The sequence below is a fragment of the Bacillota bacterium genome (genome assembly GCA_024653485.1).
Lineage (GTDB): Bacteria > Bacillota > SHA-98 > UBA4971 > UBA4971 > UBA6256.
Window position 1 is genome coordinate 71,693 of sequence record JANLFY010000007.1, and the last position, 22,638, is coordinate 94,330.

Below are 22,638 nucleotides of genomic sequence, written 5' to 3' on the forward strand. Positions count from 1 at the left end.
GCAGCTCCGGAGCCGGTCGTGGTATGTTTCGGGCGGCGCCGGGTCATCCAAGAGAGCCCAAGTAGGAGAAAGAGGAGAGAGCGGATGTCAGGGAACATCGGGCAAGTACCCTTGAGACGACCCCTTTACGAAGTAGAGAGGACGCTCGTCGCGACCGCCATGGGACGGGAGCCCGCGGACACCGTCATCCGCGGCGGGAAACTCGTCAATGTACACACTGCCGAGATCCAAGACCAAGTGGACGTGGCTGTGCGCTCGGGACGCGTGGCCTTGGTGGGAGACGCCTCGCGGTGTATCGGGCATGGCACGCGCATTATAGAGGCCCGAGGGTATTACCTGGTCCCCGGGTTCCTGGATGGCCACGTCCACGTGGAGAGCAGCATGATGACCGTAAGCCAGTTCGCCAGGGCAGTGCTGCCTTCGGGCACCACCGCCATATTCATGGATCCCCATGAGATCGCGAACGTGCTGGGTGTGGAGGGCGTGCGGCTCATGCTGGAGGAAGGACGTGGGCTGCCGCTCAAGGTGTACGCCACGATGCCTTCATGCGTTCCGGCGGCGCCGGGCTTCGAGGACGCGGGGGCCGCTATCGACGCGGAAGACATCCGTGCCGCCATGGGATGGGACGGGATGGTAGGTCTCGGGGAGATGATGAATTTCCCGGGAGTCCTTGAGGGCGAGTCAGGGGTACACGCTGAGATCGAGGAGACCCTCAAGGCTGGTAAGGTGGTCACGGGGCACTACTCCATCCCGGACGCGGGGCCCGATCTTTCGGCCTACGTTGCCGCCGGAGTGGCCTCCGACCACGAGTCCACGCGACCGGAAGACGCCCTCGCCAAGCTGCGCCTCGGCATGTACGCGAAACTGCGAGAGGGGTCGGCCTGGCGCGATGTCAAGGCGACCATAAAGAGTTACACTGAAACGGGGATAGACCCCAGGCACATCGTTCTCGTGACCGATGACGCGCACCCCGACACCCTGGTCTCTCTCGGGCACGTGAACCACGTGGTGCGACGGGCGATCGAGGAGGGAGTGCCGCCGGTGAGAGCCATTCAGATGGCGACCATAAACACGGCGGAGTGCTTCCGACTGAGCCAGGATCTTGGGAGCATCGCGCCGGGCAGAATGGCTGACATTCTCTTCATCAGAGACCTCGCGGATCCTCGTCCCGAGAGGGTAATGGCTGACGGGGAGGTCGTCGCTGAAGACGGACGCCTCGTGGTGGACGTGCCCGCGTTTGGATATCCGGACTTCGCGACGCGGTCCGTGCGCCTTGCGAGGCGCCTCGAGCCGGCGGACTTCCGCATCACAGCTCCAGCTAGGGCCGGGCGTCGCGTGCGCGCTCGGGTCATCGAAGTGGTGGAAGCGAGCGCGCTCACGAGGCACGTGGAGCTCGAGCTCGGCGTGGACGAGCGCGGGGAGGTGCACGCGTCTCGTGAGGGCGACGTGGCAAAGGTCGCCGTCGTGGAACGCCACAGGGCGTCAGGAAGCATGGCGGTGGGCTTTGTGCGGGGCTTCGGCCTCAGGGACGGAGCAGTGGCGTCCACGGTGGCCCACGACAGTCACAACCTCCTTGTGGTGGGCATGGACGACCGGGACATGGCCGTGGCCGGCAACGTCGTTGCCGATGCAGGAGGCGGGATGGTCGTGGTGAGGGGCGGCGAACCCCTCGCCGTCTTGCCGTTGCCCATTGCCGGGCTCATGTCCGATCGGCCGGTGGAGGAAGTCCGGGTGAAGGTGGACGAGCTCGCCCGGGCGTGGGGTGCGCTCGGCTGCACCATGGCTTCGCCTTTCATGACCATGGCGCTCCTTGCTCTTCCCGTGATCCCGGAACTCCGCATATCGAACAGGGGTATCGTTGATACGTTGGCCTTCCGGTTCGTGGACCTCTTCGTATGAGCTGTCGCGCGTGACCTCCAGCTCAGCCGGCGGGTTCGGAAGGATGACTCCAAACTCGTCGCGGTCTCGAAGAAAGGCGGCCGATACCCTGCCGGCGGATGAGGTCGCCGAGATCGGCAGCCTATTGCGGCATCTGGATCATCTCGGACAGCTGCCTTCCGAAGTAGGCGGAACCTGCCGCTACACCCACTACGATGAGCCAGAGGACGACGGTCGCCGTCGCTGCCTTCGACGTGTTGACCTTCCACAGCCTGGCGAGGGCCACGGTGCTGAGGACGATGTAGATGAGTCCGAACACGTTCAGAGAGTTGAGGGCGACTCCCCACGGCGTCGCGGCCTGCTCCGGCGAAAGCAACATCCCGAAGCCGAGCGTCACAGCGCGTCCCGTGGTAGCTACGGCGATGGCTGAGACCAAGGCGGAAAGCGCTTCCACCACATTGAGATAACCTGACACCGCTAGACTCTGCGAGAAAGTGGCCCTGCTTCCCACAAGCGAGCCCACGGCCATGAAAACCAGGGCTCGGATTGGCCACCAAACCACTAGGCCGATGACCAGTCCTATCAAGCCCGTTGCTACCGTAAACGCCGGCGGGAGCATGGGGACCCCCTTGGGTGCCGTCTCCTGGAGTGTGCGGAGGGTGGAGACCATGGGCACCACTGAGAGCGCCCCGGTGATGAGCACGAGAAGCACCGGTCCGACTGCGTCGGGCCGGTGGACTATGTCTTCGAACGTTGCGCCCGGATCGGTGAGCGCGCCTATGATGCGTGCGACAAGTGTCTTCCTGGGCTTCAAGGTTGCGTCCGTCATTTCCGACAACTCCTCTCCTGTGCGATTCAGTCGGAACCCGGCGCTCGGAGTCCGGCACTAACAGCACATAAAGTATTTCGCAAACGGCGCGCGGTTTCCTCCATCTTCAACGCGAGGAGGCCCGCGTTATGCGAGACGTGGCCACACTCACCTGGAGTAAGACGATTCTCGGTGCGACGCGCAGGCTAGGCAGGGAACGCCTGTGGAACGAATAATTACTAGCGACGCGACGTCAACAATGGTTGGGCACATGGTTCTTGACGAAGGGAGTGTTACGGGTTGTTACAGAGACGGCGGACTGCCCTTGTTGCGGCCGGTCTCCTTGTTATCGTGGCTTTGACGATAGTGGGCAGCAAGATGGCCGGCGAGAAGAAGCCCACGTACACCGTGGACACAGTCAGGGTCGAACCCGCAGCCTTTCGCGTCACTGTGTCCGCGCAAGGCACGGTGGAGCCCGATTCCACGTTGGAGGTGAGGACACAGACAGCGGGGCGGGTGGCGGAGGTACTGGTAAAGGAGGGCGACACCGTTCAGGAAGGCCGGGAGATGGTGAGGCTTGACAAATCAGATCTCCTCGCTCAATTGCAGCAGGCGAGAGCGGCTGTAGCATCCGCCGAGGCGGAAGTAGCGCAACTCGGCGTGGCGTCCCCGAGCGAAGACGGCAAACCTCTCGAAGTGCAACAGGCCGAGGCACAGCTGGCTATAGCGCGTGCCAGGTTGGCTGAAACGGAGCGCGGTCCGTCCGAGGCGCAGGTGGCGCAGGTTCGCGCACAACTCACCCAAGCAGAGACCGCGTTGAGGGACGCAGAGAAGAATCTCGGCGTGATGCAGACTCTTTACGAGAAAGGGGCGGTCGCAAGGTCCGCGGTCGACGAGGCGACGACGAGGCTCACCAACGCCAGGGCCGCGCACGATTCAGCGAGGCAGCAGTTAGACGCCCTCCTGGCGTCTCCCACTTCTGAGCAGCGGGAGATCGCTCGTGCGCAAGTGAAGGAGGCGGAGATCGCCCTAGCCATGGCGCGAGAGCGAGAGGCCTCCAAGGAGAAGAGCAGGCAGGCCGCGATGGCCCGCCTGGAGCAGGCCAGGGCGAGTCTGGCTCTCGTCGAGGCACAGCTCGCAATGACTTCCATAACGGCGCCGGGGGATGGCACTGTGATGAGCGTGACGGTCAAGAGAGGCGCGGTGGTAGTCGACGGTACGCCTGTGGTGACGCTGGCACGTGCGGGCGGCGTAAGGGTGAGGGCACGAGTCGACGAAACGGACATCTCTGCTGTCGCCGTCGGCCAAGAGGCTATCTTCACAACGGACGCCCTTGCAGGCATGGAGCTTCGCGGCACGGTGACGGAGATAGCTCCCGCGGCCGTCATGGACGGGACAGTCCCTCGCTTTCCCGTGCTCATAGACGTGCATGAGGCGCCGTCGGCGCTTCTGCCCGGAATGAGCGCTGAAGTGGAGATAATCACATACTCGAAGCCTGATGCCCTTGTCGTGCCTCTGCAGGCCATTCTCGAGAAGAACGGGACGAAGACGCTTTTTGTGGTGGATACCGGGCGCTCAACTGCGAAGGAAGTAACAGTGGCAGTCGGACGGGAAAGCCTCATGGAGGCTGAGATCATCGAGGGGGTCCACCCGGGTGACGAAGTCGTAGTCGGGGATGCGTCCGTCCTGAGGAAGCTGAAAGACGGCGATCGTGTGAAAAAGGGGACTCAAGGTAAAGCGGAGGGAAGCGGCTCAGGTTTGAAGGTTCGCGTCGGCGCGTCGCAGTGAAGTCGATGCGGGGCGGAGCGCGGGGCGCCCGGAGGCAGCGGCGCGACCGGCGACAGAGGTAAGGTGAGGACGCGTGATCGCAGTGCAGGACGTCGAGAAAGTATACAGGACCGGCGCGGTCGAGGTGGCGGCGCTGCGAGGGGTGTCCCTCGAGATCAGGACGGGAGAGTTCGTTTCGATAATGGGACCTTCCGGCTCGGGGAAGTCGACCCTCATGAACATCCTGGGATGCCTCGATAGGCCCGCCCGGGGCATCTACCGCCTCGATGGCAGGCTTGTGAGCTCGCTTTCAGACGATGAGCTCGCCGAGGTCAGGAACAAGAAGATCGGTTTCGTGTTCCAAACGTTCAATCTTCTGCCAAGGGCGACAGCTCTCGAGAATGTGGAACTGCCTCTTGTGTACGCGGGAGTACCGACCGGGGAGCGCAGGCGGAGGGCGTTGGAAGCCCTCGAGGCGGTCGGACTCGGCGAGCGAACGAGGCACCGGCCGAGCGAGCTTTCGGGGGGTCAAGCTCAGAGGGTTGCCATCGCTCGCGCTCTCGTCTTGAGTCCCGCGATCATTCTCGCAGATGAGCCCACGGGCAACCTTGACAGCAAAGCCGGCGCGGAGATCATCCGCCTTCTCGAGGGTCTGAACGAACGAGGAATGACGATCGTCGTGGTCACCCACGATCCTGACGTCGCGTCTCACACCGACCGCGTGATCAGAATAAAGGACGGCAGAGTCGTTGATGGGGACGTGGCCGGGGAAAGCGAGGCGGAGGAGGAATGAGCCTGTACGAGTGCATCAAGCTCGCCCTCAGCAGTCTACGCGCGAACAAGATGCGGTCCGCTCTGACGCTGCTCGGCATCGTCATCGGCATCGCGTCGGTCATTGCAATGATGTCCATGGGCGAGGGCGCGAGGAAGTTGGTGACCGGGGAGTTCGTGGGCATGGGCGCGAACCTCGTTTTCGTCCAGCAGGACTACACCCGTCAGGAAGTGATTTGGGGTCACGTGAAGCCTCTCACCATCGAAGACGCAGACCTCATAAGGAGGGCGTGCCCGGCCGTGGCCGACGTCAGCGTCACCAAGGTAGGGCCAGCCGTGGTGAAGTACGGCACGAAGCGTCAGAACGTCAACGCCACTTTCACCGACGACGGCCTTTCTTCGACACAGCGCGGGCTGCTTGCCGAGGGAAGGCTCCTCACGGAACTTGATGTCACAGCCCGGCGTCCCGCTGTGGTCCTCGGTGGAGGATTGGCCCGAGAGTTATTCGAGGGTAAGGAGCCACTGGGTGAAAAGGTCAAGATAAACGGGCTGCCCTTCGTCGTCGTTGGGGTGCAGCAAGAGCAGGGTCGGACGATCTTCGGGGATAACACCGCTGACATGTCGGTGTACCTACCGATAAGCCATGCCAGGCGCATGACCGGCAGCGGCAACGTTGCCGCGATCACCGCGGAAGCCGTGGACGTAGCTCATGTCAAGCAGGCTACGGATCAGATCAAGTCCGTCCTGGCTCGCAAGTATGGCGAGGATCCCCCGTTCATGGTGATCAGCAGCTCAACGATACTGAAGTCCGCAGAGACCGTGATGAGCATTTTCACGGTGATCCTCGCGGGAATCGGGAGCATATCCCTGCTCGTCGGGGGGATCGGCGTGATGAATATCATGCTCGTATCGGTGACGGAGCGGACTCGTGAGATCGGCATCAGGAAGGCGGTGGGAGCGAAGAGAGGCGACATACTACGGCAATTCATAGTCGAGGCCGTCGCACTCTGCCTTGCCGGGGGAGCCATCGGGATCGTCCTTGGGAGCGGCGGAGCGGCTCTCCTGGCGAAGCTGGCGAAGTGGCCGACGTACGTCTCGCCGCTCGCGGTGTCGGTGGCGTTTCTCTCTGCGACCGCAGTGGGGCTGGTATTCGGCGTGTACCCCGCCTATAAGGCCGCCAACCTCGACCCGATCGAGGCTCTTCGTTACGAATAGAGAGTCTAGGAGGCTCCTGACGCACGTCGCAACCCGTGGCGATTCGTCGCCGGGCATGTCGGTCGATTCCGGAGGGACAGGTACAATTTCCGTCAGGTTCTCCCCACGTCCCTGTGGTATCATCCTCGCGGGCATGGAATTGCCGCCGTGTGAGACTCGGGAAGGGGGAGCGAACCATGGCACCCACGATCCGCCGGACCTTGGGCGATCGCACAAAGCGGGAAGGGGACGAGTGCGAGACCTCCGCCGGACAACGACCGAGCCGACCCGATGTGAAGAGAGTGTACCTATCGAAGAGGGAGGCCCGCGCTGAGCGGACGCCGCTTGTGCGCGCGGGACAGCGCGAGAGGGTAGCGAGCGGGGGCCGTGGGGGGCGTCAGACAGTCGGTGGCCGGGCCTTCGAGTTCCTAATGGAGGCATCCTCGCCAGAATCAGCGCTGTCTGGCTTGATCGGCTTCCTACTGGGTAGAGCGACGGTGCTCGGTGCGACCTCGCCGTTCGGAATTGCGTATCTCGCAAGGGTAGCAGCTTCTCGAAGCCACAGTCTGTTGTTGACCGCCATCGGGGTCCTACTCGGCATGACCGGACCTGTGCTGAATTGGCGCACCGTTTGGCCTGTGTTCCCCGTCATCCTCGTGGCTGCCGCGGCTCGCTCGATGTCCCGGAAGACGAGCGATAACCCCTTCGTGCTGCCTGGTGTGGTACTGGTGCTCGGATTCGTGTCAGCATGGATCGTGAAGATGATCATGCGCATCCCCGTGCCACCCCTGCCGGTCGCTGCGCTCGAGGCAGTCATCGGGACCGCGGTCGCCGCAGTGTTCACCTGGAGCCTGGGTCAAGGAGCCCTGCACGAGAGCGCCCTGCCAACGCGCCGTCGCGAGGCTTTGGGCTTGGAGGAGATCGCGTCCTTGGGCCTGATGTGCGCGGGCGTCGTGATGGGGCTCTCAGGGGTAGGGTTCCGCGGGATTGCGGCCGGCGCCGTGGCGGCGGGCTTTTCGACCATCATCATGGCGTACGGGGGTGGCGGCGCGCTAGGCGCCGCTGCCGGCGGGTTGATGGGCCTCGCGTGTGCCATGTCCGGGCAAGGCGGTGCGCCCGTTGTGGGAGCCTACGCCATAGGCGGGTTCGTGGCGGGAGCCTTCCGGCAGTACGGCAAGGCAGCCACTGTCGGAGGGTTCTTGGCCGGCGCGGGTCTCTTGGTGTTTCAGGTGGCGGCTGCGTCCGAAGTCCCGGTGTTCGTGGGTCAACTCGCCGTCTCGGGCATCGCGTTCATGTGTGTCCCCCGTCGTCACCTCTACAGGATGAGAGCGCTCTTGCCCGCTCCCGCGCACGATTCCCCCCGCGGGGATGCCCGGCGTGTACAAGATCTCCTTTCGAAGAAGCTGCAGGATTTCTCGAGAGTGTTCGAGGACCTATCCTCTATGCTGAAACAAGCGCCCCATGACCCCGATCTGGCCGAGCGTGCTGACGTCGCTTACGTCCTCCACAGAGTCGCGCAGATCGCTTGCAGCCGCTGCCGCTCTTACCTGTTCTGCTGGCAAGACGCGTTCCACAGGACGTTCCGCGATGTGCTGGACTTGGCGGCGCTCGCGGAGCTCAAGGGGAGGGTGGATCCGAGTGAAGTCAAAGGCCAGTTGCGGCGGAGATGCATCGACATAGCCGGGCTCGTAGCGGCGGTGAATGGCACTACGGGGGCATTCAGGCAGAACCTGACATCCACCAGGCGCCTCGTGGAGGGACGTCAGATGCTGGCCGGCCAGCTGCAGGGCGTGGCGGCCATCCTGAGAGGGCTGGGCGAGGACGTCTGGCGACGCATAGAGTTCGAGACCTGGGCCGAGGAGCGGATCTACAGAGAGCTGTCGAGGTTCGGGCTTGGAGTGTCTGAAGTCAGCGTCGTGGCTAGGAACAAAGGTCGACTCGACGTGACCCTGAAGAAGGGGGCTTGCTGTGGGGATGAGGAGTGTAAGAAGGCCTTGGCACCTCTCGTCTCGCGGCTGCTGGGCCACCAAATGGAGGCGTCGAAGGTCCGGTGCGGGGCGAGGGGAGGCCTCCCTACGTGTGAGGTGTTCCTCTCGCAAGCGCGCGTTTTCGGAATCGCGACCGCGGCGAGCGTGCTCGCCAGGGGTGGCGGTGCCGTTTCGGGAGATACTCACTCTGTGATCGAGCTCGCGGATGGACGGATGGTCTTCGTGCTCAGCGACGGAATGGGGGCGGGCGAGGCCGCTGCGGTCGAGAGCTCCACGGCTGTGTGCATGCTGGAGCGATTGCTGGAAGCGGGCTTCGACGATGAGTTCGCGGTGAAGACGGTGAATCTCATACTCCTCCTGCGTTCGTCGGGCGAAACCTTTGCGACGCTCGACGTGGTCACGGTGGACCTTGGGACGGGCGATGCGGAGTTCATAAAGGTCGGGTCGCCTCCCAGTTTCGTGAGGACCGCGCGCGGAGTGAGGGTGGTGGAGTCGGCTACATTGCCCGCAGGGGTGTTCGACGCTATAGACGTGGAAAGGACCCGAGTGAAGCTCAGCGACGGTGATGTTCTCGTCATGGTGAGCGACGGCGTGCTCACCTCCACGGATCACTCCGAAGAGAGAGGTGAATGGGTTGCGTCGGCTCTCTCGCGACTGTCGTCGGATCAGCCCGAGGACGTTGCGCGCCTCATCCTCGACAAAGCCCGCCAGCATTGCAAGGGGAAGGAGCCTGACGACATGACGGTCGTGGTCGGTCGGGTGTACCGCCGGCTTCCGGAGCGCAGGTTCGTGCGGAACCATGCTGTGTTGGGGCGCGACCGTGCGTCCATGTCGACAGTGGCGAATGCGTAGTTGGGCGCGACAGCGCGGTCAGGGCATGATATAATCGCTTCGAAAGGAGAGCCCCTTTCGCGAGGTGAGGGGACGTCAGTTCGAGGACGCTTCTGGGTGCCGGGCGTGCGGCCGGCGAGCGCGTCTCCCGAAAGCCCGTCAGTCCGTAAGCAGAAAACGGGGAAACCGGGAATCCGGGAATCCGGGAGATAGGGAGACTGGGAGACTGGGAGCCTGGGAGCGTTCCTGCGTCCCGCCTCGATGATTGGAATGGCTGCCATGGCTGGGAAGAGGGGGCGCGAGCGGTGACGCACGGCGCTCTCCGCCCTTTGTCGGCGGCCGGTGGTTCCCGGGGCGGCTAGCGCTACAGTGGGCCGGACAGAGCTCATCAACAAAGTGAGGTCCACCATAAGACGGTACGAGATGACGAAGCCGGGAGACCTCGTGCTCGTTGGAGTGTCGGGCGGTCCTGACTCCGTCGCGCTACTACATGTCCTCTGGGTCCTTTCCAAGGAGCTCGAGATCCTGTTGCACGTGGGACACCTGAACCACATGCTTCGCGGTGAGGCTGCCTGCGAGGACGCCGCGTACGTGCGGGATCTGGCGGGACGCCTGGGCGTGCCGGTCACCATCGAATCGAGAGACGTTGCGTCCGTCGCTCGCAGGGATCGGGTTTCGCTGGAGCTTGCCGCGCGGAAGGTGCGATACGATTTCTACCGCAGGACAGCGGGTATCGTGGGCGCATCAAGGGTAGCCTTGGGTCATCACGCCGGGGACCAGGCTGAGACGGTGCTACTTAGGCTCGTCCGCGGGACCGGCACGACAGGGCTTGCAGGCATCCCGCCGGTCCGCCGCCTGGTGGACGGATCGGACGCAGGCGTCATCGACGACGGGACAGTCGACTCGGCTGACACCGTCGAGCGTGCCGGTCATGTGGCGCGGCACGTCCCAACCGTCATCCGCCCTCTCATAGAAGTCCCTCGCGAAGAGATCGAGGCCTACTGCCGGGAACACGAACTTGGGCCGAGGGTGGACGCGTCGAACCTCGCGCCGGTGTTCACGCGCAACAGCGTCAGGCATGAGCTTATCCCCTTTCTGGAGCGCCGCTACAATCCGCACGTTGTCCGGAGCATAGCGAGGACAGCCGAGCTCGTGAGGGAGGACGACTCTTTCATATCTTGCGAGGTGCGGCGGAGGATGGAGCTCGTCGTGCTGAGCGAGTCAGAAACGCGCGTCGTCCTGAGGATCGAGCGTCTTCTCGCAGAGCACCCCGCGATCCGACGCCGACTCGTTCGGGAGGCCCTGGCGCTGGTTGGACGGGGCGCAGACGGCATCGAATTCGAGCACGTGGAAATGGTGCTGGACCTTGCGCGAAGCGGCTCTCTCGGTGCGAGCGCGAGCCTGCCGCGGGGAATCCGGGCAAGGAAGGCCCGGGGCGGGCCAGAGGCGAGAGCCGGGTTCGAAGGCCGACTGGGGATCTCCAAGCTCATACCACGCGGAGAACTTGTCTTGGAGATTGAAGCCCGGCTCGGACAGGGTCGGGACGGTGAAGGGAGGCCGGTGGTCCACGGCGCTTGCGACACCGCGACGGCCGAGCGCGTCGAGCCGTTCGAGCGCAGGCTGAACGTGCCCGGCGTGACGTTCATTCCAGAGCTTGAGCTGGTATTCGAGGCGGAAGTCCTGGAGACCGGGTCGGGGTTAGACGCGCGAGGCGGTGTTCTCAAACCCGCCGCGAGCGGCCGCCCTGAAGGCTTCGAAGAGCGTTTCGACCTCGACGAACTGGGGACTGATCTTGTTGTGAGGACGAGGCGAGCGGGGGATAGGATCGTCCCATTCGGCATGGAAGGCCACAAGAAGCTGAAGGAGCTCTTTATCGATGAGAAGGTGCCGAGGAACATTCGGGACCGCGTACCCGTTATAGTGGCCGGGGGAGAGATCATCTGGGTCGTTGGGATCAGGCGAAGCAACATCGCCAAGGTGGGGCCGTCCACCCGGAAAACGCTTCGGCTTGTGGCGCGTTTCGGCCTGCTAGGATGAGGGCCACGCCGGACGGCACCGGACTGCACCGGGCCGCACCGGACCGGAGCAGGCCGGACCAGGCCGGACCGGGCGGGGAGGGGAGGCCCCGGTCGGTTGTGATCGAGGTCTCCCTATGCTATAATGTGCTTGCATATCATGGGATTTCAGAATCCTAGATCTTCATGACGCGAATGAATGGGACCGGTGCTCGCGGCGGAGGAGCCCCGGCCGCGTGGTGATGATCGGTGGGAGGAGATCAATTGAACAAAGCGCTACGAACGCTCGGCCTGTGGCTCTTGCTCGGCCTCATGACCGTGTCGATCGCGAGCAGCTTCTACGGTCAGAGGGAGCAGCCGAAGCAGGTCAGTTTGAGCACGTTCATGGAGAAGCTGGACGCAGGCAATGTGTCACAGCTTCACATTATAGGCGACGACAAAGTCGAGGGACGGTTCACAGACGGCACGGAGTTCCAAACTTACGTGCCTGATATCAGCCTCGTTACTGACAAGCTGAAAGACGCTCGGGGGCCACTCGCCCGGGTCGAGGTGATCGCTGAACCCAAGCCTGCGGCGCCCTGGTGGTATACGATCCTGCCGCAGATAATATCGATTCTCTTCTTCGTGGGCCTGTGGTTGTTCATCCTCAATCAGATGCAGGGAGGCGGGAACAAGGCCCTGTCCTTCGGCAGGAGCCGAGCGCGGCTCCACGTTGAGGAGCGAGGCAAGACCACTTTCGCCGACGTGGCTGGCGTTGACGAGGCCAAAGAGGAGCTCGCGGAGATAGTCGAGTTCCTGAAGCACCCGAAGAAGTTTGTCGAGCTGGGGGCGAAGATACCCAGGGGCGTGTTGCTCGTGGGCCCTCCGGGAACGGGCAAGACTCTTCTTGGTCGGGCAATCGCGGGCGAGGCTGGCGTGCCTTTCTTCATCATAAGTGGCTCCGACTTCGTGGAAATGTTTGTGGGCGTAGGAGCGGCGAGGGTGAGGGACCTCTTCGATCAGGCGAAGAAGAACGCGCCGTGCATCGTGTTCATCGATGAGATAGACGCGGTGGGTAGGCAGCGTGGCGCGGGCCTTGGTGGCGGGCACGACGAGCGAGAGCAGACGTTGAACCAGCTCCTCGTGGAGATGGATGGGTTCGAGCCGAACGCTGGCATAATCCTGCTGGCGGCCACCAACAGGCCTGACGTGCTCGACCCGGCGCTCCTGAGACCGGGCAGGTTCGACAGGCAAGTGGTCGTGGACATGCCCGACCTTTCGGGTAGGGAAGCCATCCTGAAGGTGCACGCGAGGAACAAGCCGCTGGCGTCCGACGTCAACCTGAGGGTGCTGGCCCAAAGAACGCCCGGATTCACAGGCGCGGACCTCGAGAACCTCCTGAACGAGGCCGCCATTCTGGCGGCGCGCCGGGGCAAGCGGAAGATAACGATGGCGGAGTGCGACGAGGCCATTGACCGAGTGGTGGCGGGCCCGCAAAAGAAAGGGCGCGTCATTAGCGAACGAGAGAAGAACCTCGTTGCGTTCCACGAAGCGGGGCACGCGCTTGCCGCGAAGCTGCTGCCGCACGCAAACCCGGTCCAAAAGGTGTCGATAATACCGCGTGGAAGGATGGGTGGGTACACCCTCATGCTTCCCGAAGAGGACCGGCACTTCCTGACCAAGTCGGAGATCCTCGACGAGGTCGTTGTGGGGCTTGCGGGGCGTGTCGCAGAAGAGATCGTGTTGGGAGAGGTATCCACGGGTGCGGAGAACGACCTGAACGGGGTCACTAAGGCGGTTCGCAGGATGGTGACGGAGTACGGCATGAGCGAGGAGCTCGGCCCTCTCACGTTCGGGAGGAGGCGCGAGGAGACCGTGTTCCTCGGTCGGGACCTTGCGCACGACCGCGACTACAGCGAGGAAGTCGCTGCGGCGATCGACCGCGAGGTGCGGAGGATCATAGACGAATGCTACACGAGAGCGAAAGAGCTCATTGCGGGAAACAAAGGCAAGCTCGAGAGGCTCGCTAACGCTCTCAAGGAACGAGAGACGATCGAAGGAGCAGAGCTGGATGCCATTCTGCTGGATGCGGCTCCGTCCGGGGAGGACGGCGCGGCCGAGCAGATGCCTGCCGCCGCGGCTGCCGCCACGAGGAACGACCAAGAGGGCAGCGCATCTGAGCAGACAGGCGCGGTTAAGGGGCGTGTTCCATCAAGGCCTCCGAAACTTGCGGAGAGTCCGGGCAGGGCTTAAGCGACGAATCGGGCCAGGTGCTACCGCGGGAGATGCGGAAGAATGAGGACCTGGCCCGTTTGGATCTTTCATCTTGGGGGGATGGAGGCGTATGGCAGATAGTGTCCGTGCCCCGAGAGGGCGAGGGCTGTCATGCAAAGGATGGCAGCAAGAAGCGGCCATGCGTATGCTCATGAACAACCTCGACCCGGAGGTGGCAGAAAGGCCTGAGGAACTCGTGGTGTACGGCGGGCGAGGGAAGGCCGCCCGAGACTGGGACGCGTTCCACGCCATAGTTGAGTCCCTGACGAACCTCGAGGACGATGAAACCCTCCTCGTCCAGTCAGGGAAGCCAGTGGGCGTTTTCAGGACCCACCGGCTTGCTCCGAGGGTGCTCATCTCCAATTCGATGCTCGTGCCGGCGTGGGCGACGTGGGAGAAGTTCTGGGAGCTCGAGGCGAAGGGACTCACCATGTATGGACAGATGACCGCCGGAAGCTGGATATACATAGGGACGCAAGGGATCCTGCAAGGAACGTACGAGACGTTCGCAGAGGCTGCGCGTCAGCACTTCGGAGGCAGCCTCACTGGGAGGTTGGCTCTGACCGCGGGCCTTGGAGGCATGGGCGGCGCCCAGCCGCTCGCGGTCACCATGAACGGCGGGGTGATCATCGCCGTGGAGGTCGACGAGGAACGCATCAAGCGGCGTCTCGCAACAAGGTACTGCGACGTCATGGCGCGTGGCATTGACGAGGCGGTCGGCCTCGCCCGTAGGGCCCTCGAGAGGCAAGAGGCGCTCTCAATAGCCCTTCTGGGGAACGCCGCGGAAACCCACCCGGAGTTCGTGCGTCGGGGCGTGATCCCCGATATAGTGACCGATCAGACCTCCGCTCACGACCCGTTGGGCGGATACATCCCCGCAGGCCTTTCCGTGGCGGAAGCCGCGGAGCTGCGCAAGGCCGATCCCAAGCAGTACATCGACCGGGCCATGAAGTCCATGTCAACTCAAGTTGAAGCCATGCTCGAGATGAAGCGCCGCGGGGCGGTGGTATTCGACTACGGCAATAACCTGCGCCAGCAGGCCTTCGATGCAGGGGTCAAGGAAGCTTTCAGCTATCCGGGTTTCGTGCCGGCCTACATCCGGCCGCTCTTCTGCGAGGGCAAGGGCCCGTTCCGCTGGGTGGCTCTGTCGGGCGACCCCGAGGACATCTACAAGACGGACGAGGTCGTGTTGCGGGAGTTCCCCGAGAACGAGAGGCTTACCCGGTGGATCAGAATGGCCCGAGAGAGGGTCCAGTTCCAGGGGCTGCCGGCCAGGATATGCTGGCTGGGCTACGGCGAGAGGGCAAGGTTCGGCAAGGCCATAAACGAGCTCGTCCGTCGGGGAGAGATCTCCGCCCCAATTGTGATCGGTCGGGATCACCTAGACACCGGGTCAGTGGCCTCGCCCAACCGTGAGACGGAAGGAATGAAGGACGGCAGCGACGCCATCGCGGACTGGCCCATCCTGAACGCTCTTCTCAACGCCGTTTCAGGCGCGTCGTGGGTGTCCGTTCATCACGGCGGCGGAGTGGGCATCGGCTATTCGATTCACGCCGGGATGGTAGTGGTGGCCGATGGCACGGACGACGCTGCCTGGCGGCTTGAGCGAGTGCTCACGACGGATCCGGGCTCAGGCGTGATCCGCCACGCCGACGCAGGTTACGAGAAGGCAATAGAGACCGCGCGCAAGCATGGCATCAAGATACCGATGCTGCGAGAGGCAAGGTCTTGAGATAGAAGGGGCGCGGTCGGCTCCGGGTCGGCGTCCTCGACGACACGGCAGTCGCGCTCCCCACTTGCTGTGGCAGTGACTGGTGATCGTGCCAGGATGCGTCATCTTGGGCGATCGTAGCGATCATTGGCATTGCTTTCCTCAATGTGCTGTGGTACAATTTGATAGTGTGGGGGAGCCGGGGGTGCCGCCGGCGCAGTCTTGAAGGGGACACAAGAGCACACACGACACTCCGATCACGGGCCGCCAACGAGCCACTTGACGCAGGCTCCAGCGTAGGTTCCAGCGCAAGTGCCGCCGCAACGTAGGTCATCCCCTGGTGTCTCTGTATGCTTCTCGGTCAGGGGCGGGCTCTCAAGAGCCAGAGCAGGGCGAGGTCGTAAGCGTGACCCCGGAAAGCTTTAAGCCAGAAAGAGTTCTCACGAGTCTCTGCACGCCTGTCATCGATAGGCTGTGGGTATCCGCAGTCGTAGCCGGCGTGCTGCTGGGCGCGGCGTTTTTCGACGAGATCGAGTGGAAGCCGGGTTCGTTTCCCCCGGTGCTCGCCGTGGGTGGACTCGCGTATGCGTGGGCGAGACACGCCGTTGCGACCGCTGCGCTCAGCAAGCGGGTTTGGCTGGGGCTCCTCGTCACCGGCGCTGATATCGCGTTCGTCGGGGCAGCGATATACGTGTCGGGCGGGCCGTCAAGCCCTTTCTGGGCCATGTTCGTTCTACCGGTGCTCACGGCGACCATGAGGTTCGGGCTCAAGATTGGGCTGGTCACAACGTGCGCAGCCAGCGTTCTCTCCTTTGCCGTCCTGACTGTGGGAGGGTTCTCGGACGGACTGCTCGGCCTGAACCTCTCGAGGCCGGTGTTCATGATCGCAATATCTCTGATAGCCAGCTTCTTCCTTGGCACCCTTGTGGAAGAGGAGAAGAAGCTAAGGCAGGAGATCCTGACGCTTTCGAGGACCGATCCGCTCACCGGGCTCTACAACCATCGCTATCTGCTCGAGCTTCTCGGAGGCGAACTCAAGAGGGCGGCACGCTACGGCGAGCCTATCGCGGTCAGCATGATAGACCTCGATCTCTTCAAGAGCGTTAACGACACTTTTGGTCATCTTGTAGGCGATAGGATTCTCACTCAGCTCGTGGACACGCTCAAAGGGACGTTCAGAGCCACCGATTGCCTTGCCCGGTACGGCGGGGACGAGATCGCCGTGGTGATGCCCAAGGCCGGACATCGTGAAGCTCTCTCTGCGCTCGAAAGGGCGAGGGACGCAGCTGCGAAGGCCCGCTTCTCCGGTCCGAGCGGCCAAAGCTTGCAGGTCACCATAAGCGCGGGGGTAGCCGTGTTTCCCGATCACGGTGATAACGCGTTGAGCCTCCTTGACAAAGCCGACCGGGCCATGTACTCGGCGAAGAACTCCGGCGGCAATCGCGTACAGCTGTACCACCCATCTCTCGAAGAAGCCACTCTAGAAGCAGCTCCAACCGTTGCTCCACACTCGTGACCGGTGTCCGTGACCAGAGAGGATTTTGACCTGACTTGAAGAAACTGCATAATCGACTAAGAAGAAGGAGGGGAGGTTCCTTGGAGAAGGTCCTGCTAGTAGAGCATGACAAGTGTACAGCTTGTCGTATCTGCGAACTTGTGTGTTCGGCGAAGCATGCGGGGTCGTTCAACCCCGCGAAGGCCAGGATCACGGTTGCGACGTTTCTCGAGGACAACTTCTTCTTTCCGCTCACGTGCCAGCAGTGCGAGGATCCCCTTTGCCAGGATGTCTGCCCCGCCGGTGCCATATCGCGGGACGCGCAGACAGGTGCGGTAGTCATAGATGACCAGAAGTGCATAGGGTGCAGAATGTGTCAAGCTGCCTGTCCCTTCGGAGCGATAGCATACTCCTCCTCGGAACAGAAGGTCGTCAAGTGCGACCTGTGCGGCGGCGACCCTGAATGCGTTCTGTTCTGTCCATGGGACGCGATCAAGTACGTCCAGGCTGACGATGCGGCTCTCCGCAGGCGCAAGGCTGTCGGCGAGAAGCTCAAGAAAGCTTTGCAGGAGGTGAGACTGTGATGTACGGGTGGACGGGGAAGCTCCTTCGGGTCGACCTCAGTGCAGGCTCGGTCACAGTGGAAGACCTGTGTCCTGAGTTGGCAGAGAATTACCTCGGGGCGAGAGGCTTGGGTACCAAGATCCTCTATGACGAGCTCAAGCCCGGAACGGATCCGCTCGGCCCTGACAACAAGATCATCTTCGCCACAGGCCCCCTGACGGGTACGGCAGCCACCTCCGCCGGCCGCTACAACGTCGTCACGAAGTCACCGCTCACGGGGTTCATCGCAGCCTCTAACTCCGGTGGTTACTTCCCAGCAGAGATGAAGTACGCCGGTTTCGACGCCATCATCGTCGAAGGCGTCGCGCAAGAACCTGTGTATCTTTGGGTGCGCAATGGTAAAGCCGAGATACGCTCCGCTAAACACGTTTGGGGGAAGAACACGGCCGACACCACGGATATCCTTGTCTCGGAGACGGACCCGGACGCCAAGGTAGCGTGCATCGGTCCGGCCGGCGAGAAACTCGTGCTCTTTGCTTGCGTCGTGAACGACAAGGGAAGGGCCGCGGGACGCTCGGGCGTCGGTGCGGTAATGGGCTCGAAGAATCTGAAAGCGATCGTAGTGAGGGGCACTGGAGACGTCAAGGTTGCAGACCCGGTGAGATTCAGGGAGGCCGTGCTTGCGGCCTTTGAGAAGATCAAGGCGTCTCCAGTCACGTCGCAGGGTCTTCCCACATACGGTACACCCGTTCTCGTGAACGTCATCAACCAGCACGGCGCGTTCCCGACCCGCAACTTCCAAACAGGCGTGTTCGAAGGGGCGGAGAAGATATCGGGTGAAACGCTCGCGGCAACGCTTCTTGTGAGAAAGCGCGCGTGCTTCGGGTGTCCGATCGCGTGCGGGCGTCCTACCGTGATCAAGAGCGGGAAACACAGCGGGCGGGGAGAGGGGCCTGAGTACGAGTCCATCTGGGCGCTGGGAGCCGCTTGCGGCGTCGACAACCTTGAAGCTGTGACCAAGGCGAACTACATTTGCAACGAACTCGGGCTTGACCCGATAACGATGGGTTCGACGATCGCGTGTGCTATGGAGCTCTACGAAAAGGGGTACCTCCCGAAGAGCGCGACGGACATATCTCTCGAGTTTGGCAACGCCGACTCAATGGTTGAGGCCACGCGGAAAACAGGGAACCGGGAGGGCATAGGCGACCTGCTTGCACGGGGCTCGTACCGCCTTGCCGCAGAGTTCGGCCACCCCGAGCTCTCGATGAGCGCAAAGAAGCAAGAGTACCCGGCGTACGACCCGCGGGGTGTAAAGGGCATCGGACTGAACTACGCCACTTCGAACAGAGGTGGTTGCCACGTGAGGGGGTACACGATCTCCCCAGAGGTGCTCGGTGTCCCTGAGAAGATAGACCCGCTGTCCAAGGAGGGGAAGGCTGCTTGGGTAAAGGCATTCCAGGACGTGACCGCGCTAGTTGACTCGGTCGGGATGTGCCTCTTCACCACATTCGCCCTGGGTGCCCAAGATGTGGCGAGCATGCTCGAGCCTGCAACGGGCGTCGCGTTCTCCACCGAGAAGGCCGTCCTCGCCGGGGAGCGCATTTGGAACCTGGAACGCCTCTTCAACCTGAGGGAGGGGTTGACCAAGGAGGACGATTCCTTGGCGCCAAGGCTCCTCACCGAGCCCATGCCGGAAGGTCCCGCGGCCGGACAAGTCGTGGAGCTCGCCGACATGCTTGCCGACTACTATGCCGAGAGAGGATGGAGTGAGGACGGAAGGCCTTCAGCAAAGACCCTTGAGAGGCTGGGGCTCGCCGGCTGACGGCGGCACAAGGGTTTTTCGGAGTCGTTGAGAGCTTGGGTCATTCGCGGTTGCCGGCGCTCCTACGCGGGGACGGCGGGCGAAGCAAGGCACTCGGTGTGCCGATCCTCCTCCTTGGGTGATCGCCGGCAACCCGTGACCCTCCGTGGAGCGGCTTTGGGCCGGCGGGCTCGCAGCGGGCCCGCGGGTCAACGCACAGTCGTTTGGGCGAGGGGACTTGCTTTGCGAGTTCGACTGTTCTTCTTTCTGAGAGATGCCGCGGGTCAGGACGAGGTGACGATACCCGCGGACGCAGCTCCGTGCCTCCGTGAGCTCGTCCGGGTCCTCTCGGAGCGTTTCGGTGAGCGGTTCTCGAGGCAGCTCGTCACGGAGACTGGAGAGATCCGGAACGACGTCAACATCCTTGTGAACGGCCGGAACGTGCAGTTCCTGTCGGGAGCGGACACCCAACTCAAGGACGAGGATACCGTGAGCTTCCTTTCTGCGGTCGCTGGCGGGTGATGGGGGACGAATCCAGGCGTAGAAGCGTGCGCCGCGCGTCTGGTGTGTCTGGTGTCTGGTATGGGGGGATGTGCCCGATGAAGTACGTGATCCTTGGAAACGGTCCTGCGGGAGTGAGCGCGCTCAAGGCGATCCTGGAGGAAGACCCCGCGGGAGACATCACGATAGTTGCGCCAGAGACTTGGCGGTGCTATTCAAAGGTCCTCCTGACCCACTGGATAGCTGGGAAAGTGAGGTTCCCGAATCTTTTCCTTGTCGACGAGGATTTCTACAAGTCGAACGGCGTCAAGACGGTTTTTGGTGCGGCGGCGACCCGCATCGACCCGGAGGGGAAGGTCGTAGAGCTATCCAACAGGCAGAGGCTTGGATACGACAGGCTCCTGCTTGCCATGGGAAGCTCCCCGCAGGTGCCGGAGGTGCGCGGTATAAGGCTTCCTGGAGTCCATTACCTTAGGACTCTCGATGACGCGGAGAGGATAACCCAGGCGGTGTCCTCGGCCCGCCGGGCGGCTGTAATCGGAGGCGGGCTTGTGAGCCTCAAGGCGGCAGAGAGCTTTCTCGCCAGAGGTCTCGAGGTATGGGTGGTCGTATCCTCAGGGAGGCTGTTGTCCCAGATAACCGCGCCCGAGGACGCTCGGCCCGTTCTCAGGGCGTTCGAAGGGGTTCCGGGACTTCACATCGTTCTTGATTGCGATGTTGCCGGCATAGAAGGTGCGGGGCGGGTCGAGGAGGTGATCCTAAGCACAGGCCAGCGTATCGCGTGCGACTTGGTCGTGGTCGGAAAGGGTGTCACGCCGAACCTCATCTGCACGCGCGGCTCGGGAATCGCCACGGGGCAAGGGGTTCTCGTCAACGACAGGATGGAGACGAGCATTCCAGGGATATTCGCAGCAGGCGACATAGCGGAGGGCTTCGACATTGCCCGTGGGAGGGCCGCGGTGAATGCCCTGTGGTCGAGCGCCGTATGGCAGGGCAGAATCGCAGGCTACAATATGGCGGGCCGGGACGTCGTGTACGCGGGTGACGTGGCCATGAACTCCGTCACGTTTCGAGGCGCATGTATCGTAGCTCTAGGGAAGACCAGACCGACAGGCGACGACGAGGTGTACGTATTGTCTCGAACCGGTGAGGACGGGGACGACTACGCGCGATTTGTCTTCAGCGGAGACCGCATGGTAAGCGCGGTCCTGATTGGCAGCGCGGTGCGGACGGCGGGCGTGCTCCGCAGCCTCATCGCGTGTCGATGCGACGTTTCGCGGATCAAAGCGAGGCTGTCCTGGGGAGGCGTATCCTACCCAAGCATCCTGAAGGACATAGCGGGTTTGCGCGCGGTTGCGGCTTCGTGAGGTGAGGGGGGCGCGACCGTGCCGGGACGTTTTCGTTGTGCAGGCGTCGCGCGAAACAGGGACGCTCAGTTGCAGAACACGCGGCCATGGTACATGCGGCGAAGCCTCGAGCGCCCACGAGACATGGGCACGAGACATGGGCGGGGGCACGCTCCGAACGGACGGTGCGAAGCGTGCCCTACCTTGCGCGCCTGAGCGTCAAGTCCTTCCACGCCGCCGGCTGCTCGCCCAGTTGCGGCGACTCGAGGTTACACCTACACCGCCTCCACGCGCTTGACCTCCGGCACTTCCTCTTTCAGCGCTCTCTCCACGCCATTTCTCAAGGTCATTGCCGACATCGGACACCCGACGCATGCACCGGTGAGCCTGACCTTCACCACTCCGTCATCCACGCTGACGAGCTCGACATCGCCGCCGTGTGCCCGGAGAGCGAACCTAATCTTCTCTAGGGCCTTTTCGATCCGTTCTTGCACCCCTCGCGCCTCCCTGGTCGAAATTGCAGGAGCGTACCATCGGACAGATTATACACCCTAAGTATGGCGGGAGTCGAGCGGGCCGATTCAAAGCGTCACGTTATCGTGATTTGAAGACTCAGCCTGACGCCGGTCCCGGTGTTGACCGCGGTCACGGTGTACACGCCGGGCGGCACAGGCACCCCCTCGTTCGTAGTCTGGTTCCAGACCTGCGGGAAGATCAAGTTCTCGCCGGGTGGCAGGCTGATTCTCTCAATTGCGAACGTGAAGAACCGCCCCGCCGACCAGCGCCATATCTCCCTCGTGTCGCGGGTTACGATGAAATCAAATCTCTGGCTGGACCTGTAAGTGATCGTCACGGGGCTCGTCGTGACGTTGGTCTTGCTGAGGCTCAAGCGCACTGGTTCGCCCCGGGCGTAGGTCACCCTGTTGGTCCTGAACGTGTGCCGCAACCCACCTTGCACCACGGACACCTGGTTCACCCCGGTCACCGGTGGCGGCGTCGGGGGCGGACCAGGAGGAACCGGGGGTCCCGGAGGCGTTGGGGGTGCCGGAGGAGTGGGCGGCGCAGGAGGCGTAACAGGCGGTCCAGGCGGCACGGTCGGCGGCGCAGGCGGCAGTGGACTTGGGATCACCGTCGTCGGCCTCGTCGGCACGAGCAGCACCTGCCCCACGATAATGAGGTCAGGGTTCGGTATACGGTTTATCGCCGCGAGCACGGCCACCGTGGTACCGAACCTCGCGGCGATCTCGGCTAGAGTGTCCCCGGGCTGAACGATGTACAGGCGAAATCCAACCGGCACCGTGACGGGAGGTTGGGGGGCGGGGGCGGGCGCCGGCGGTGCCCCGGGCACTGGTATCTGGAGCACCTGTCCGACGAAGATGACATCGGGGTTGGCGATGTTGTTCGCTTGGACTATGGCCGCCACTGTTGTCCCGAACCTTCCCGCGATGAGGGTAAGGGTGTCGCCAGGCTGGACGACATACGTGATCATAGTAGTTCCCTCCCGGCGTCGTGGACCCCGAGCTGGGTCAAAGCCGCTCTGGGGCCGACAGTATCTCACAACATGTTATTCCACGCGGTGCGCGGTGTTACTTCTTCCTCTGCCATGGAACGGGCGTGCGCCCTGGCGTATCCATAAAGGAGTACACGTGAGGGAAGTCGAAGAACCAAGCTGGAGATCGCGGGTCCGACGCCTCGAGAGGGAGGACGGTGGA

General features: G+C 63.0%; 16 protein-coding genes. 13 read left to right on the forward strand and 3 right to left on the reverse strand.

All coding sequences use genetic code 11. From position 1 onward, the window contains the following. Positions 1–84: 84 nt before the first annotated feature. Entirely contained in the window at positions 85–1,899 is a 1,815-nt protein-coding gene (ade, locus tag NUW12_07175; protein ID MCR4402552.1) for an adenine deaminase, read from the forward strand. A 121-nt stretch (positions 1,900–2,020) separates the two neighbouring features. Here the strand turns inward: ade and NUW12_07180 are convergent, their stop codons facing one another. Next, positions 2,021–2,707, reverse strand: coding sequence for a YIP1 family protein (locus NUW12_07180; protein ID MCR4402553.1), 687 nt, complete (start codon positions 2,705–2,707; stop codon positions 2,021–2,023). A gap of 279 nt (positions 2,708–2,986) precedes the next feature. Between NUW12_07180 and NUW12_07185 the strand changes: the two genes are divergently transcribed. The 12 genes from NUW12_07185 to NUW12_07240 all read left to right on the forward strand — a co-directional run bounded on the left by NUW12_07185 (position 2,987) and on the right by NUW12_07240 (position 20,947). Further along, the gene (locus NUW12_07185; GenBank protein ID MCR4402554.1) at positions 2,987–4,474 is read left to right on the forward strand and encodes an efflux RND transporter periplasmic adaptor subunit; all 1,488 of its coding nucleotides are present in this window, start codon (positions 2,987–2,989) and stop codon (positions 4,472–4,474) included. Between the two features lie 73 nt (positions 4,475–4,547). Further along, entirely contained in the window at positions 4,548–5,246 is a 699-nt protein-coding gene (locus tag NUW12_07190) for an ABC transporter ATP-binding protein (GenBank protein MCR4402555.1), read from the forward strand. Beyond that, positions 5,243–6,439: an ABC transporter permease gene (locus NUW12_07195; protein MCR4402556.1), complete on the forward strand. Its 1,197-nt coding sequence runs from the start codon at positions 5,243–5,245 to the stop codon at positions 6,437–6,439. The genes NUW12_07190 and NUW12_07195 overlap by 4 nt, the downstream gene beginning before the upstream one ends. 176 nt (positions 6,440–6,615) lie before the next feature. Beyond that, positions 6,616–9,258 (forward strand): stage II sporulation protein E, encoded by a 2,643-nt coding sequence (spoIIE, locus tag NUW12_07200; GenBank protein ID MCR4402557.1) that lies wholly within the window; start codon positions 6,616–6,618, stop codon positions 9,256–9,258. 348 nt (positions 9,259–9,606) lie between these two features. Then, positions 9,607–11,274: a tRNA lysidine(34) synthetase TilS gene (gene tilS, locus NUW12_07205; GenBank protein ID MCR4402558.1), complete on the forward strand. Its 1,668-nt coding sequence runs from the start codon at positions 9,607–9,609 to the stop codon at positions 11,272–11,274. 242 nt (positions 11,275–11,516) lie between these two features. Further along, positions 11,517–13,484 (forward strand): ATP-dependent zinc metalloprotease FtsH, encoded by a 1,968-nt coding sequence (gene ftsH / locus NUW12_07210; GenBank protein ID MCR4402559.1) that lies wholly within the window; start codon positions 11,517–11,519, stop codon positions 13,482–13,484. A gap of 91 nt (positions 13,485–13,575) precedes the next feature. Further along, positions 13,576–15,237: a urocanate hydratase gene (hutU, locus tag NUW12_07215; GenBank protein ID MCR4402560.1), complete on the forward strand. Its 1,662-nt coding sequence runs from the start codon at positions 13,576–13,578 to the stop codon at positions 15,235–15,237. Between the two features lie 385 nt (positions 15,238–15,622). Beyond that, entirely contained in the window at positions 15,623–16,732 is a 1,110-nt protein-coding gene (locus NUW12_07220; protein MCR4402561.1) for a GGDEF domain-containing protein, read from the forward strand. 80 nt (positions 16,733–16,812) lie between these two features. Continuing rightward, complete coding sequence (locus NUW12_07225) at positions 16,813–17,295, forward strand: 4Fe-4S dicluster domain-containing protein (GenBank protein ID MCR4402562.1); 483 nt, start codon at positions 16,813–16,815, stop codon at positions 17,293–17,295. Further along, positions 17,295–19,100, forward strand: a complete 1,806-nt coding sequence (locus NUW12_07230) for an aldehyde ferredoxin oxidoreductase family protein (protein ID MCR4402563.1) — start codon at positions 17,295–17,297, stop codon at positions 19,098–19,100. The genes NUW12_07225 and NUW12_07230 overlap by 1 nt, the downstream gene beginning before the upstream one ends. A 222-nt stretch (positions 19,101–19,322) precedes the next feature. Next, positions 19,323–19,601 (forward strand): MoaD/ThiS family protein, encoded by a 279-nt coding sequence (locus NUW12_07235; GenBank protein MCR4402564.1) that lies wholly within the window; start codon positions 19,323–19,325, stop codon positions 19,599–19,601. A gap of 77 nt (positions 19,602–19,678) precedes the next feature. Continuing rightward, positions 19,679–20,947 (forward strand): FAD-dependent oxidoreductase, encoded by a 1,269-nt coding sequence (locus NUW12_07240; GenBank protein ID MCR4402565.1) that lies wholly within the window; start codon positions 19,679–19,681, stop codon positions 20,945–20,947. A 254-nt stretch (positions 20,948–21,201) separates the two neighbouring features. On the opposite strand, the gene NUW12_07245 is transcribed toward NUW12_07240, so the two are convergent. Then, positions 21,202–21,420, reverse strand: a complete 219-nt coding sequence (locus NUW12_07245; protein ID MCR4402566.1) for a NifU family protein — start codon at positions 21,418–21,420, stop codon at positions 21,202–21,204. 95 nt (positions 21,421–21,515) lie between these two features. Beyond that, positions 21,516–22,415, reverse strand: coding sequence for a LysM peptidoglycan-binding domain-containing protein (locus NUW12_07250; GenBank protein ID MCR4402567.1), 900 nt, complete (start codon positions 22,413–22,415; stop codon positions 21,516–21,518). Between the last annotated feature and the right edge of the window lie 223 nt (positions 22,416–22,638).